Annotated in this window: 11 protein-coding genes; 8 read left to right on the forward strand and 3 right to left on the reverse strand. The window is 73.2% G+C overall.

Annotation, left to right across the window (positions count from 1 at the left end; translation table 11 throughout):
- Window positions 1–145: 145 nt before the first annotated feature.
- Window positions 146–1,552, reverse strand: a complete 1,407-nt coding sequence (locus ACGF07_RS25145) for a serine hydrolase domain-containing protein (RefSeq protein ID WP_392902184.1) — start codon at window positions 1,550–1,552, stop codon at window positions 146–148.
- A 494-nt stretch (window positions 1,553–2,046) separates the two neighbouring features.
- Between ACGF07_RS25145 and tdh the strand changes: the two genes are divergently transcribed.
- The 6 genes from tdh (at window position 2,047) to ACGF07_RS25175 (ending at window position 9,481) form a co-directional block, all read left to right on the forward strand.
- Window positions 2,047–3,075 carry an L-threonine 3-dehydrogenase gene (gene tdh, locus ACGF07_RS25150; RefSeq protein WP_350749845.1) on the forward strand — a complete coding sequence of 343 codons (1,029 nt, stop codon included), beginning with the start codon at window positions 2,047–2,049 and terminating at the stop codon, window positions 3,073–3,075.
- 30 nt (window positions 3,076–3,105) lie between these two features.
- Window positions 3,106–4,299, forward strand: a complete 1,194-nt coding sequence (locus tag ACGF07_RS25155) for a glycine C-acetyltransferase (protein WP_350749848.1) — start codon at window positions 3,106–3,108, stop codon at window positions 4,297–4,299.
- Window positions 4,300–4,599: 300 nt separating this feature from the next.
- Window positions 4,600–5,511 (forward strand): LysR family transcriptional regulator, encoded by a 912-nt coding sequence (locus tag ACGF07_RS25160; protein ID WP_350750397.1) that lies wholly within the window; start codon window positions 4,600–4,602, stop codon window positions 5,509–5,511.
- 151 nt (window positions 5,512–5,662) lie between these two features.
- Complete coding sequence (locus tag ACGF07_RS25165; protein ID WP_392902187.1) at window positions 5,663–6,592, forward strand: Gfo/Idh/MocA family protein; 930 nt, start codon at window positions 5,663–5,665, stop codon at window positions 6,590–6,592.
- A 344-nt stretch (window positions 6,593–6,936) separates the two neighbouring features.
- Window positions 6,937–8,817, forward strand: coding sequence for an endonuclease/exonuclease/phosphatase family protein (locus tag ACGF07_RS25170; protein WP_350749905.1), 1,881 nt, complete (start codon window positions 6,937–6,939; stop codon window positions 8,815–8,817).
- A 154-nt stretch (window positions 8,818–8,971) separates the two neighbouring features.
- Window positions 8,972–9,481 carry a GNAT family N-acetyltransferase gene (locus tag ACGF07_RS25175; RefSeq protein WP_392902189.1) on the forward strand — a complete coding sequence of 170 codons (510 nt, stop codon included), beginning with the start codon at window positions 8,972–8,974 and terminating at the stop codon, window positions 9,479–9,481.
- 91 nt (window positions 9,482–9,572) lie between these two features.
- On the opposite strand, the gene ACGF07_RS25180 is transcribed toward ACGF07_RS25175, so the two are convergent.
- Together ACGF07_RS25180 and ACGF07_RS25185 are read right to left on the reverse strand one after the other, a co-directional pair.
- Window positions 9,573–11,936: an ATP-binding cassette domain-containing protein gene (locus ACGF07_RS25180; protein WP_392902191.1), complete on the reverse strand. Its 2,364-nt coding sequence runs from the start codon at window positions 11,934–11,936 to the stop codon at window positions 9,573–9,575.
- A 99-nt stretch (window positions 11,937–12,035) separates the two neighbouring features.
- Window positions 12,036–12,449, reverse strand: a complete 414-nt coding sequence (locus ACGF07_RS25185) for a VOC family protein (protein WP_350749791.1) — start codon at window positions 12,447–12,449, stop codon at window positions 12,036–12,038.
- Window positions 12,450–12,685: 236 nt separating this feature from the next.
- Here ACGF07_RS25185 and ACGF07_RS25190 point away from each other — a divergent pair, with 236 nt between their 5' ends.
- Complete coding sequence (locus ACGF07_RS25190; RefSeq protein WP_392902193.1) at window positions 12,686–12,973, forward strand: hypothetical protein; 288 nt, start codon at window positions 12,686–12,688, stop codon at window positions 12,971–12,973.
- Window positions 12,974–13,272: 299 nt separating this feature from the next.
- On the forward strand, window positions 13,273–14,013 hold the full coding sequence (locus ACGF07_RS25195) for an alpha/beta hydrolase (RefSeq protein WP_392902195.1): 741 nt from the start codon (window positions 13,273–13,275) through the stop codon (window positions 14,011–14,013).
- Window positions 14,014–14,234 lie beyond the last annotated feature (221 nt).

The raw sequence follows: 14,234 nt of genomic DNA on the forward strand, positions 1-14,234 counted from the left end.
CTGCGTCCCCCCGCGGGGGGGGGGGGGGGGGGTGCCCCGGGCCCCCGGGGGGGGGGGCCGCCCCCCCCCCGGGGGGGGGGGCCCGCGGGGGGGGCCGGGGGGGCCCCGCGGCGCGCGGTCGGAGTGTGCGGACCGGGCGTGGGGCTCAGGCCCGCACGGTGGAGGACGCACTGCCGGTCGGCTGGGACGGCGAAGCGCTGCCGGACGCGGATCCGGACGCCGACCCGGACGAGCCGGAGGAGGAACCCGAGGGCGACGGCGAGGCGGTCTCCGCCGGGAGCGCGTAGAGGTTCTTCGGGGAGATGATCTTGGTGATCTCGTTCGCGAACAAGGTGGACGGCTCCTGCCCCTGGGCGATCACGTCGGTGTTGAGCAGCATCGCCATCGTGGCCTGCGCCTGCGGCAGGTACACGGCCACGCTCTCGTACCCCGGCATCGACCCGTTGTGCCCGATCCACCCGCCGTTGTTGAACAGCCCGAAGCCGTAGGTGACGCCCGCGTCGCCGGTCGGCAGCATCTTCAGGCGCTCCGCCTGGGCGGACGGGCTCACGATGGCGCCGGTGGCGACGGTCTTCGCCCAGCTCTCCAGGTCGCCGAGGGTGGTGATGACGGCGCCGGCGGTCCAGGCCCAGGACGGGTTCCAGTTGGTGGCGTCCTGGATCGACCCGTCGGGCGTCTGGTTGGTGTAGCCGTGCGAGTGCGGGTCGGGCAGGCTCGCGTCGGTCGGGAAGCTGGTCTTGTCCAGCGAGGCCGGCGTGAACACCTGGCCCTTGAGGAAGTCGCCCACACTCTGGCCGCCGACCTTCTCGATCAGCTTGCCCAGCAGGATGTAGTTGCTGTTGTTGTACTGGTACCTGGTGCCGGGCGGGAACACCGCGGGGTGCTTGTACCCGTAGGCGAGCAGCTGATCCGGGGTGAACGTCCGGTTGGGGTCGTTGATCAGCGCGTTCACGAAGTCCGGGTCGGAGCTGTACGGGAACAGGCCGCTGCGCATCTCGCCGAGCTGGCGGACGGTGATCGCGTCGCCGCCGGGCACGCCGTCCACGTACTTCGAGATCGGGTCGTCCAGGCCCACCTTGCCCTGGTCCACCAGGCGCAGCACGGCGGTGGCGGTGAAGGTCTTGGTCTCGCTGCCGATGCGGGAGAAGAGCCCGGGGTCCATCGGCGTCCGGGCGGTCTTGTCGGAGACACCGAAGGACTTCTGGTAGGTGCCGCTCGGCGTGATGATCCCGACCGAGATGCCGGGGACGCCGGCCTGGTTCATCACCCGCTGGATCGCGTCGTCCAGCTGGGCGGTCACGGCGGGGGTCAGCTGCACCACCGCGTTGGAGGAGGCGCTGCCCGAGGAGGAGGTGCCCGGGGAGCCGGAGCTCGCGGACGGGCTGAGCGCGGCCGGCTGGGCGGTGACCGCGGGGTCGGCGGCCCGCTGCGCGGACTGGGAGCCACCGGAGCACGCCGCGGTCGCGAGCAGCCCGGTCAGGGCCAGGGCGGCGGCGGTCGCGCGACCGGCGGAGGGGGAGGCGGCCGGGCGCGGCCGTCGGGTCTTGGTCATGTGGCGGGAGCGCCTCTCTGGGGCGGGCGGCCCCTTTCCGGGGGCCGGGCGGCCCCTTGGCGGAACGGCCCCGGAGAGCTGCTCCACGGAGCCGCGGGGGAGCGCCGCCACCGTAAGCACCGTCCCCGGGCGCCCGCGCGGCAGCCGTCCCGCTGCTGGCCCGAACGGACCGAACCCCACCCGAGTGGCCGGATCCGGCTGGCGGCGCGCCGTCAAGTACCCGGGTCGGGCGGACCGTTGGTGTCGCGGCGGGTGTCCCGCGCTCGACCGAACGGGTGAGCACCGGCATGCCGTCCCCGCCCCCGGTCCGGGCTCGGGCACGATCGTTCAGCCCAGCTGTGGCCGCCCTTAAGAATTCCTCGATGGACCGCACCCGCTCTGACCAGGCAGATTTCTGCCTGCCGGAGCGCCGCCGCGAACAGCGGGGCGGACCGGGCCCGCGGCCTGCCCGACCCTCGAAGGCCGTCCCACCCGCACGTCAGGAGCCGTCGCCCGTGAAGGCACTCGTCAAGCAGAAGGCCGAGCCCGGCCTCTGGATGATCGACGTCCCGAAGCCCGAGATCGGCCCCGGCGAGGTGCTGATCAAGGTGCTGCGGACCGGCATCTGCGGCACCGACCTGCACATCCGCAAGTGGGACGGCTGGGCGCAGCAGACCATCAGGACCCCGCTGGTGCTCGGCCACGAGTTCGTCGGCGAGGTCGCCGAGGTCGGTGCCGGCGTCGGGGACATCGCGGTCGGCGACCTGGTGAGCGGCGAGGGCCACCTGGTCTGCGGCAAGTGCCGCAACTGCCTGGCCGGCCGCCGCCACCTGTGCCGCAACACCGTCGGCCTCGGCGTCAACCGCGACGGCGCCTTCGCCGAGTACGTGGCGCTGCCCGCCTCCAACGTCTGGGTGCACCGGGTGCCGGTGGACCTGGACGTGGCCGCGATCTTCGACCCCTTCGGCAACGCCGTGCACACCGCGCTGTCCTTCCCGCTGGTCGGCGAGGACGTGCTGGTCACCGGTGCCGGCCCGATCGGCATCATGGCCGCCGCCGTCGCCAAGCACGCCGGTGCCCGCAACGTCATGATCACCGACGTCTCGCCGTACCGCCTGGACCTCGCCCGCGAGGTGGGCGTGACGCTGGCCCTCAACGTCGCCGAGCACACCATCGAGGAGGGCCAGCAGAAGCTGGGCCTGCGCGAGGGCTTCGACGTCGGCCTGGAGATGTCCGGCCGCCCCGAGGCCATGCAGTCGATGATCGCCAACATGACCCACGGCGGGAAGATCGCCATGCTCGGCCTGCCTGCCGAGCAGTTCCCGGTGGACTGGGCCTCGATCGTCACCTCGATGATCACCATCAAGGGCATCTACGGCCGCGAGATGTTCGAGACCTGGTATGCGATGTCCGTGCTGCTGGAGGGCGGCCTGGACCTCAGCCCGGTGATCACCGGGCGGTACGCCGCCGACGACTTCGAGGCCGCCTTCGACGACGCCGCGAGCGGCAACTGCGGCAAGATCATCCTCGACTGGACCGCCTGAGCCACTCCGCCGACGCCAAAGGAGCCTGTTGTGTTCGACAACGTGCGCGCCGACATCGCCACCACCCTCGACGAGATCCGCGAGGCCGGCCTGTTCAAGCCCGAGCGGGTCATCGGCACCCCGCAGAGCGCCGCGGTCACCGTCACCGCCGGCGGCCGCCCGGGCGAGGTGCTGAACTTCTGCGCCAACAACTACCTCGGCCTGGCCGACCACCCCGAGGTGCTCGCCGCGGCCAAGGACGCCCTGGACCGCTGGGGCTACGGCATGGCCTCGGTCCGCTTCATCTGCGGCACCCAGGACGTGCACAAGGAGCTGGAGGACCGCCTCTCGGCCTTCCTCGGCCAGGAGGACACGATCCTCTACTCCTCCTGCTTCGACGCCAACGGCGGCGTCTTCGAGACCCTGCTGGACGACCGCGACGCCGTCATCTCGGACGCGCTCAACCACGCCAGCATCATCGACGGCATCCGGCTCAGCAAGGCGCGCCGCCACCGCTACGCCAACCGCGACATGGCCGACCTGGAGAAGCAGCTCCAGGACACCCAGGACGCCCGCCGCCGCCTGATCGTCACCGACGGCGTCTTCTCGATGGACGGCTACGTCGCCCCGCTGCGGGAGATCTGCGACCTGGCCGACCGCTACGACGCCATGGTCATGGTCGACGACTCGCACGCCGTCGGCTTCGTCGGCGCGGGCGGCCGCGGCACCCCCGAACTGCACGGCGTGATGGACCGGGTGGACATCATCACCGGCACGCTCGGCAAGGCGCTCGGCGGCGCCTCCGGCGGCTACGTCGCCGCCCGCCGCGAGATCGTCGCCCTGCTGCGCCAGCGTTCGCGCCCGTACCTGTTCTCCAACTCCCTGGCCCCGGTGATCGCGGCGGCCTCGCTGAAGGTGCTCGACCTGGTCGAGCGGTCCAGCGAACTGCGCGAGCGGCTGGCGGCCAACACCGCGCTGTTCCGCACCAGGATGACCGAGGCCGGGTTCGAGATCCTGCCCGGCGACCACCCGATCGCCCCGGTGATGATCGGCGACGCGGCCCGGGCCGGCCGGCTCGCCGAACTCCTGCTGGAGCGCGGGGTGTACGTGATCGGCTTCTCCTACCCGGTGGTCCCGCACGGCCAGGCCCGGATCCGGGTGCAGCTGTCCGCGGCCCACTCCACCGAGGACGTCGAGCGCGCCGTCGCGGCCTTCGTGGACGCCCGCGCCGCGCTGGGGGACTGAGGCCCCTTCCCGCCGCCGGGCCCGGCAGGGGCCCGCACCGACCGCCCGCGGGCCGGACCGCTCGGAACCGGACCGGCCCGCGGGCTCACAGCCGCCCTGCGGCGCGGGCGAATCGATGCGCCCGCGCCGCAGGGCCCAGCGACCACCTGTCACACCCTCCCGCCGCGGGGGTGGGGCACCGGCCCGCCGCCGGCGCCCCACCCCCGTTCGCGGTCCGCGGCGGGCCGGCCGCCCCGAGCCCGGTCCCGCCGCCGGGGCGCTCCGGTCCGTTCCACCCGGCCGCGCTGGCAGAATTGGTCCGTGATCGACGCACGACGGCTGCGGACCCTGCGGGCCGTGGCGGACCACCGCACCGTGACCGCCGCGGCGGCGGCCCTCTACCTGACCCCCTCCGCGGTCTCCCAGCAGCTGGCCGCCCTGGAGCAGGAGACCGGCCACCACCTGCTGGCCCGCGAGGGACGGGGCGTGCGGCTGACCGCCGCCGGGGAGATCCTGCTCGGCCACGCCGACGCCGTACTGGCCCAGTTGGAGCGCGCCGAGGCCGACCTCGCCGCGTACAGCGCGGGCATCGCGGGCGAGGTCACCGTCGCGTCCTTCGCCACCGGCATCTCGCACGTGCTCGCCCCCGCGATCGGCCTGCTAGCCGAGCGCGCGCCCGGGGTGCGGCTCAAGGTGCTGGACGCCGAGGGGGACGCCAGCCTGCCGATGGTGCTGGACGGTCGCGCCGACCTCGCGGTCGCCGTCGAGTACCGGGGCGCTCCGCGCGCCGACGACGCCCGGCTGACCAGGGTCCCGCTGTACGCCGAGCCCTTCGAGGCCGTCCTGCCGCTGGCCCACCCGCTGGCCGCCGAGGAGGGCCCGCTCGCCGTCGCCGCGCTGGCCGACGAGCCCTGGATCGGCCCCTACCCGGGCAACCCCTGCCACGACGTGGTGCTGCTGGCCTGCGAGCACGCCGGCTTCCAGCCCCGGCTGCTGCACTCCTCCGACGACTTCCGCGCCGTGGTGGCGCTCGCCTCGGCCGGCTCCGGTGTCGCCCTGGTGCCCCGGTCGGCGCTGCGCGGCGTGGACCTGGCCCGGGTCGCCGTGCGGCCGGTGGACAGCGATCTCGCCACCCGGCGGGTCTTCGCGGCCGTCCGGGCGGGCGCCGACGGGCACCCGCTGATCCGCCCGGTGCTGGACAGCCTCGCCCGGGCGGCCGCCGCCGGGGCGTAGGGCGGTTCTTCGCGGCCCCCTGGTCGGACGTACCGGTCGGCGCCCCGGCTGTACGGGTCGGCGCCCGGCCTCCGCTGCCCGGCCCGCGCCGGCCGGGCCCTAGGGTGGGTGCGGAAGATCGCCCGTACCAGCAGCACCGGCAGGAGAGAGCATGACCGAGACCGGCCCCACCGACCCCCGGCTCCCCGTCGGGGTGATCGGCCTGGGCGACATCGCGCAGAAGGCCTACCTGCCGGTGCTCACCGCGCTGCCCGGGCTGGACCTGCGGCTGATGACCCGGGACCGGGCCAAGCTGGACCGGATCGGCGAGGCGCACCGGATCGGCGCCGAGCACCGGTTCACCGACCTGGGCGAGCTGATCGGCAGCGGCATCCGAGCCGCCTTCGTGCACGCGGCGACCGACCAGCACGTGCCGATCGTCGAGCAGCTGCTCACCGCCGGGGTGGACGTCTACGTGGACAAGCCGCTGGACCAGACCCTGGACGGCGCCCGCCGGCTGGTCGGGCTCGCCGACCGCACCGGCCGCTCGCTGATGGTCGGCTTCAACCGGCGGTACGCGCCCGGGTACGTCCAGGCCAAGGAGCGGCCGCGCGACCTGATCGTGCTGCAGAAGAACCGCGAGGGCCTGGCCGAGGCCGCCCGCACGCTGGTCTACGACGACTTCATCCACGTGGTGGACCTGCTGCGCTTCCTCGCCCCAGGCGAGATCGAGCACGTGGACGTCCGGGCCCGCACCCGGGACGGGCTGGTCGAGCACCTGGTGCTCACCCTCGGCGGGGAGGGCTTCACCGCGCTGGGCATCATGAACCGGGTCTCGGGCTCCACCGAAGAGGTGCTGGAGGTCTCCGGCGGCGACTCCAAGCGCGAGGTGCGCAACCTCGCCGAGGTGATCGACCACCGGGGCCAGCCCACCGTCCGGCGGCGCGGCGACTGGGTGTCCGTCGCCCGCCAGCGCGGCATCGAGCAGTGCGTGCTGGCCTTCCTGGACGCCGTCCGCGCCGGGAGGACCCTGGACGCCCACGACGCGCTGCGCACCCACGAGTTGTGCGAGCTGATCGTGGAGCGGATCGGACAGAACTGAGGAAAAGCGCGGGAATGCCGCAGGACGGCGCGCGGCGCCGGGCGTTGCTGGGGGAAAGCTGGGATCCCGCTGGGAGCGGGCCGGGTTGACGCGCCCTCATGTCATCCGGCGGGAACCGACAGTTCACTGACGGGGTCTTGTCGGGTCATTTTCTACGCGCGTATCTTGAAGGCGTCGCGGGAGACGGCATCCGTCTCCCGCTTTTCCCCACGTCGTCTCTACGCGAGTAGCGCCCGCTGCTGCCCGTGCGGCTCCGGCCGCACCGGCGGCCGCCCGCGTGACGCGCGCTGCCCCCGACCGCCGGGCACCGAGCCGTGCCGTACGGCGGAGCTAGGAGTCACCCGGTGACCACCGCCCCCGCGCCCCGTCCGCGCAGAGCCGCCCTGCTGCGCGCCTCCCTCGTCCCCGCCTCGCTGGCCGCCTCGCTGGTGCTCGTCCCGCTGCCGGTGGCGAACGCGGCCGGCGCGGCGACGGCCGCTCCGCCGGCCCCGACCGAGGCCGGGCCACTGCGGATCCACGACGTCCAGGGCACCACCCGGCTCTCCCCGCAGGCCGGCAAGCCCGTCACCGGCGTGCCCGGGATCGTCACCGGCGTCCGCGCGTACGGCAGCTCCAAGGGCTTCTGGATGCAGGACCCGAACCCGGACGCCGACCCGGCCACCAGCGAGGGCGTCTTCGTCTTCACCGGCGGCAACCCGACGGTCAAGGTCGGCGACTCGGTGCTGGTGAGCGGCAAGGTCAGCGAGTACTACCCGAGCTACTCCGGCGGCTCGCAGTCCGTCACCGAGCTCTCCGGCCCGGCCGTCACCGTCGTCTCCTCCGGCAACCCGCTGCCCGCCCCCGTGGTCGTCGACACCCGCGACATCCCCGGCACCTACGCCCCGCCGGCCGGCCCCGACGGCACCGTCAACCAGGTGCCGCTCAATCCGGAGAAGTACGCCCTGGACTTCTACGAGTCCCTGGAGGGCATGCTCGTCCAGGTCAAGGACGTCCGCGTCATACAGGCGACCGACAAGTACGACGAGCTGTGGGTCGCCGCGGACCGCCAGGACCAGCGCAGCAAGCGCGGCGGCGTGCTGTACGAGTCCTACCGCGAGCCCAACGTCGGCCGCCTGATGGTGCAGCAGCAGGCCCCGGCCTCCCAGCAGCCCTTCCCGGTGGCCAACGTCGGCGACGAGCTGACCGGCACCACCACCGGTCCGCTGGACTACAACGCCTTCGGCGGCTACACCCTCGTCGCCGGCACCATGGGCACCCTGAAGGACAACCACCTCCAGCGCGAGGTCACCGCCCAGCCGAGCGACCGCGAACTCACCCTCGCCACCTACAACGTGGAGAACCTGGCGCCGAACAATCCGGACGCCAAGTTCGCCGAGCTGGCCCAGGGCGTCGTCACCAACCTGCGCTCGCCGGACATCGTCGCCCTGGAGGAGATCCAGGACGACAACGGCGCCAAGAACGACGGCACGGTCGACGCGAGCCGGACCGTCGCCAAGTTCATCGCCGCGATCAAGGCGGCCGGCGGCCCCGCCTACGACTGGCGCTCGATCGACCCCCAGGACGGCAAGGACGGCGGTGAGCCCGGCGGCAACATCCGCCAGGTCTTCCTGTTCAACCCGCAGCGGGTCTCCTTCACCGACATCGCGGGCGGCGACGCCACCACCGCCGTCGGCGTCACCGGCACCGGCGCGGCCACCTCGCTGACCGCCTCGCCCGGCCGGATCGAGCCCACCGACGAGGCCTGGACCAACAGCCGCAAGCCGCTCGTCGGCCAGTTCGCCTTCCGCGGCCAGAAGGTGTTCGTGATCGCCAACCACTTCAACAGCAAGGGTGGCGACCAGGGCATCGACAGCCGCTTCCAGCAGCCCGTCCGCAGCTCCGAGGTGCAGCGGATGAGGCAGGCCACCGTCGAGCAGGCCTTCGTCGCCAAGCTGCTCGCCGCCGACAAGGAGGCGAAGGTCGTCTCGCTCGGCGACTTCAACGACTACCAGTTCTCGCCCGCACTGGCCGCGCTGACCAAGGACGGCGTGCTGCGCGACCTGGTGAACGAGCTGCCGGAGACGGAGCAGTACTCGTACGTCTACCAGGGCAACTCGCAGGTGCTGGACCACATCCTGGTCAGCCCCGAGGTCGGCTACGCCAAGTACGACGTGGTGCACATCAACGCCGAGTTCGCCCACCAGGCCAGCGACCACGACCCGCAGGTGGTCCGGATCAAGCCCTGATCCCCCGTACGGCTATGCTGCCTCCGCCGCCGGTGACCGCCGGCGGCGGGGGCGTTCCGGCGGGCGGCCGACGGCTGACGGTGGACGGCCGAGGGCTGTCGGCGGACGAGGACCGGCGCCGGGTGACGAGCGACGGGAACGGGGGCGGGACGGCATGGGGTACCGGATCGAGCGGATCGGGCGCGAGGACTGGCAGCGCCTGCGGACGGTGCGGCTGGCCCAACTCCTCGACACGCCCATGGCGTTCGGCGAACCGTACGAGTACGCGCGGCACCAGGGCGAGGGCAACTGGCGGGCCCGCACGGACTGGCTCAACGAGCCCGGGAAGATCGGCCTGGTCGCCGTGGACGACTCGGACGAGTGGGTCGCCACCATGCTGTCGATCCCCAGCAAGGACCAGCCCGGGTCGGTCGACCTGATCGGCGTCTGGGTCGACCCGGCCCACCGGGGCCGCGAACGCGGCGTCGCCGACGCCCTGCTGGACGCCGTGATCGACTGGGCCCGGGCCGGCGGCGCGCGGCGGATGCTGCTCGGCGTGCACGAGGAGAACCACCGCGCCGCCGCGTTCTACGAGCGGCGCGGCTTCGAGTACACCGGCGGTGAGACGCCGTACGTGCTGGACCCGGAGGCCCGGATCCTGGAGATGGCGCTCCCGCTGGACTGACGTCCGGCTGCACCGCCCGTCCGCGCTCCGCTCCGGCGCGGGATCGCCATCGCGGAGCGCGCCATCGCGGAGGGCGCCGTCCGAGCGGCGGTCAGCCGGCCACGTACTCCGCCAGGTGCTCGCCGGTCAGCGTCGAGCGGGCCGCGACCAACTCCGCCGGGGTGCCCTCGAAGACCACCCGGCCGCCGTCGTGGCCGGCACCCGGACCGAGGTCGATGATCCAGTCCGCGTGCGCCATGACCGCCAGGTGGTGCTCGATCACGATCACCGACTTGCCGGAGTCCACCAACCGGTCCAGCAGCCCGAGCAGCTGCTCGACGTCGGCCAGGTGCAGACCGGTGGTCGGCTCGTCGAGGACGTAGACCCCGCCCTTGTCCCCCATGTGGGTGGCCAGCTTCAGCCGCTGCCGCTCGCCGCCGGACAGCGTGGTCAGCGGCTGCCCCAGGGTCAGGTAGCCCAGGCCGACGTCCACCAGCCGCTCCAGGATCCGGTGCGCGGCCGGCAGCTTGGCCTCACCGGCGCCGAAGAACTCCGCCGCCTCCGCCACCGGCATCGCGAGCACCTCGCTGATGTCCCGGCCGCCGAGCCGGTACTCCAGCACCGAGGCCTGGTAGCGCCTGCCCTCGCAGTCCTCGCAGGTGGTGGCCACCCCGGCCATCATCGCCAGGTCCGTGAAGACCACGCCCGCACCGTTGCAGGTCGGGCACGCGCCCTCCGAGTTGGCGCTGAACAGGGCCGGCTTCACGCCGTTGGCCTTGGCGAAGGCCTTGCGGATCGGGTCCAGCAGCCCGGTGTACGTCGCCGGGTTGCTGCGGCGCGAGCCCTTGATCGCGCCCTGGTCGACGTGGACGACGCCCTCCTCGGCCGGGATCGAGCCGTGGATCAGCGAGCTCTTGCCGGAACCGGCGACACCGGTGACCACGGTCAGCACGCCGAGCGGCACGTCCACGTCCACGTCCCGCAGGTTGTGGGTGTTCGCCCCGCGGATCGCCAGCGTGCCGACGGGCTTGCGCACGGTCTCGCGCAGCGCCGCCCGGTCGGCCAGGTGGCGGCCGGTGACGGTGCCGCTGGTGCGCAGGCCGTCCACGCTGCCCTCGAAGCAGACCGCGCCGCCCGCCGTACCCGCCCCCGGTCCGAGGTCCACCACGTGGTCGGCGATCGCGATGGTCTGCGGCTTGTGCTCCACCACCAGCACCGTGTTGCCCTTGTCCCGCAGGCGCAGCAGCAGGCCGTTCATCCGGCTGATGTCGTGCGGGTGCAGACCGGTGGTGGGCTCGTCGAAGACGTACGTGGTGTCGGTGAGCGAGGAGCCGAGGTGGCGGATCATCTTGACCCGCTGCGCCTCACCGCCGGAGAGGGTGCCGGAGGGGCGGTCGAGGGAGAGGTAGCCGAGGCCGATCTCGACGAAGGAGTCGAGGGTCTGTCCGAGCGCGGTGAGCAGCGGCGCCACCGACGGCTCGTCCAGGCCGCGCACCCAGTCGGCGAGGTCGCTGATCTGCATGGCGCAGGCGTCGGCGATGCTCACCTCGCCGATCCTGGACGAGCGGGCGGCCTCGCTCAGCCGGGTGCCGTCGCAGTCCGGGCAGACGGCGAAGGTGACGGCGCGCTCCACGAAGGCCCGGATGTGCGGCTGCAGGGCGTCCTTGTCCTTGGACAGCATGGACTTCTGCAGCTTGGGGACGAGGCCCTCGTAGGTGAGGTTGACGCCGTTGACCTTGACCTTGATCGGCTCCCGGTACAGGAAGTCCTGCAACTCCCTCCTGGTGTAGTCGCGGATCGGCTTGTCCGGGTCGAGGAAGCCCGAGTTGGCGTAGACGCCGACCGTCCACCAGCTGTCCGGCTTCCAGCCGGGGATCGTGATCGCGCCCTCGGAGAGCGACTTGCTGTCGTCGTACAGCTGGGTGAGGTCGATGTCGGAGACGCTGCCGCGGCCCTCGCAGCGCGGGCACATGCCGCCGGTGATGCTGAAGCTGCGGCGCTCCTTGACCGTCCGGCCGCCGCGCTCGAAGCTGATCGCGCCGGCGCCGCTGACCGAGGGGACGTTGAAGGAGTAGGCCTTGGGGGAGCCGATGTGCGGCTCGGCGAGCCGGCTGAACAGGACGCGCAGCATCGCGTTGGCGTCGGTCGCGGTGCCGACGGTGGAGCGCGGGTCGGCGCCCATCCGCTGCTGGTCGACGATGATCGCGGTGGTCAGGCCCTCCAGGACGTCCACCTCGGGGCGGGCGAGGGTGGGCATGAAGCCCTGCAGGAAGGCGCTGTAGGTCTCGTTGATCAGCCGCTGCGACTCGGCGGCGATGGTGTCGAAGACCAGTGAGCTCTTGCCGGAGCCGGAGACCCCCGTGAACACGGTCAGGCGGCGCTTGGGGATGTCGACGCTGACGTCCTTGAGGTTGTTCTCGCGGGCACCGTGCACGCGGATCAGGTCATGGCTGTCGGCGACGTGCGGCTCGGCCATCGTGGTCTTCGCTCCCTGGCTGTCGGGCGGGCTGGAGGAGGTGGATCGAGGGGGATGAGGGGGCCCGCCCCGGACGGTGGTCCCGGGGCGGGCGGAGGCTCAGCGGACCTCGTTGAAGCGGATCATGTTGCCCGCGGGGTCGCGGAAGGCGCAGTCGCGGATGCCGTAGGGCTGCTGGGTCGGCTCCTGCACGAGCTCGGCGCCGCCCGACTTCAGCCGGTCGAAGACCCCGTCCAGGTCGGCGGTGGCGAGCACCAGCCGCGCGTACGTCCCCTTGGCCATCATCTCCGTGATGGTACGCCGCTCGTCCTCGGTGACGCCCGGATCGGCGGCCGGCGGCTCCAGCACCAGCGAGACGTCCGGCTGGTCGGCGGGGCCGACGGTGATCCACCGCATCGGGCCGCCGCCGACGTCGTTGCGGACCTCGAAGCCCAGCAGGTCGCGGTAGAAGGCGAGCGAGGCCTCGGGGTCGGTGTGCGGGAGGAAGGTCCAGTGAAGGGTGATGTCGTTCATGCCCGCAACGCTAGGCGCGCCCCCGGCCGGGATGCTTCTCGAATCCTGACCGGTCCTTCCGGCCGGGTCCGGTCGGCCGCAGGTCACCGGAGGAGCCGCCGCGCCGCCGGGCCGCGCGTTTCGACCTCGGGGAGCCGGTTAGGCGCTGGGAGCCCAAGGGGGCGGCCGCCGCGCCGAGGGGGCCGCCGCGCCGAGGGGCCGGCCCGCGTGCCCGGAACGGAGAAAGCGACACCACCATGACCGCCGACATTCAGATCGAACCCCTGGGCGACCACGAGTACCTCGTGAGCTTCCCGGCCGCCGGCGAGGCCGTCCGCTCCCGCTTCCAGGCGACCGAGGCCACCGTGGACCAGCTGCGCCTGTCCCGTACGGACGAGGAGCGGATCGTGGCCGAAACCGCCGCCTTCCTCGCCGAGCGCCAGTCCACGGCCGACCTCCCGCCGATGATCGACCTGGCGGACGTCGCCGCCGCCTACGGCGACGACTACCTGGAGGAAGTCAGCCGCCGCCTCGGCTCCTCCTGAGGGCCGCCGCCGAGCGGGCCCGTGCCCCCGGGGGAGGCCCTGCCTCTCGGACCGGTCGACCCAGGTGGGCGGGCCGGCCCCGGGCGCCTGGGATCCGGCTCGGCTCCGACGGCCCGCGAAACCGTTTGACGGACGAGCGGGGGCCACTGCTACATTTCCGGAGGCCGTGCGACAGACCGAGGAGGTGGTACCCGTGAACGCAGTATCGACATGGGTGCTCCCCTCCGGGGTCACGGTCGGGCGATAGACAGGTCGTCGTCCGGGAGCGCCGTTCCAGTGCACTCCCGAAAGGCACGACCGTGCAGTTCACCTCCGAGCATCGCCTCGACGACGGCGTCCTCGAACGCGAATTCACCCTGGGCGAGATCCCCGGCTTCCTGTGGACGCCGGCGTCGGCCTCCGCAGCGGCACCGGTGCCGCTGATCCTCCTCGGCCACCCTCCCCTCGGCCTGCGCACGATGTACCCCCGACTGGTGGCCCGCGCCCGGCAGTCCGCCGCGGACGGCTTCGCCACGGCCACCATCGAACTCCCCGGCAGCGGCGACCGGCCCCGCCTGCCCGTCCTCGAGCAGGCCCGCGCCGACCTGCGCCGGGCGAAGGCGGCCGGCGAGCCGGTCGGCGACGAGGTCGTCGACGCGCTCATCCTCCCGCTGGTCGACAAGGCGGTCCCGGAGTGGCAGGCCGCCCTGGACGCCTTCCTGTCACTGCCCGGGATCGGCGGCCCGGTCGGGTACTCGGGAGGAGTGATCTCCATCGGCGTCCGGCTGGCGGTGGTCGAGCCGCGCATCAGGGCCGCCGGACTGTTCGCCGGAAGCTACGTGCCGCGCAGCATGTTCGAGGAGGCGAGGCGGGTCTCCATCCCCTTGCACGTCCTGCTGCAGTGGGACGACGAGGGGAACGACCGGCAGGCGGCCCTGGACCTGTTCGACGCCTTCGGCTCCCGGGAGAAGTCCCTGCACGCCAACCTGGGCGGGCACACCGGCGTCCCGCAGTTCGCGGCGGACGTCGCGGCCCGGTTCTTCCGCCGACACCTGAAGTGAGGCCGGGTCGCGGCCGAGTCGTCGGACCGGCCGGAGGCGGCCGCTGATGACGGCCGGGGTGTCACCCGTCGAGGCTGGTCCCGGCTCGACGCAGCTCTGCTGACGGGATGGTGAGGGGTGGGGGGGGGCGGGCGGGGCCGGCGGGGGGGGGGGGGGGGCCGGCCCCCCCCCCCCCCCCCCCCCCCCCCAACCCCCCCGGCGACACGCCCCACCCCCGGCGC

The organism is Kitasatospora sp. NPDC048194, from assembly GCF_043202455.1.
Classification (GTDB): Bacteria; Actinomycetota; Actinomycetes; order Streptomycetales; family Streptomycetaceae; genus Kitasatospora.

Bases quoted from the DNA above. Each gene is read 5' to 3' on its own strand.
- ACGF07_RS25145 (WP_392902184.1), bottom strand. From the start codon at position 1,552: ATGACCAAGACCCGACGGCCGCGCCCGGCCGCCTCCCCCTCCGCCGGT.
- ACGF07_RS25165 (WP_392902187.1), top strand. From the start codon at position 5,663: ATGACCGAGACCGGCCCCACCGACCCCCGGCTCCCCGTCGGGGTGATC.
- ACGF07_RS25175 (WP_392902189.1), top strand. From the start codon at position 8,972: ATGGGGTACCGGATCGAGCGGATCGGGCGCGAGGACTGGCAGCGCCTG.
- ACGF07_RS25180 (WP_392902191.1), bottom strand. From the start codon at position 11,936: ATGGCCGAGCCGCACGTCGCCGACAGCCATGACCTGATCCGCGTGCAC.
- ACGF07_RS25185 (WP_350749791.1), bottom strand. From the start codon at position 12,449: ATGAACGACATCACCCTTCACTGGACCTTCCTCCCGCACACCGACCCC.
- ACGF07_RS25190 (WP_392902193.1), top strand. From the start codon at position 12,686: ATGACCGCCGACATTCAGATCGAACCCCTGGGCGACCACGAGTACCTC.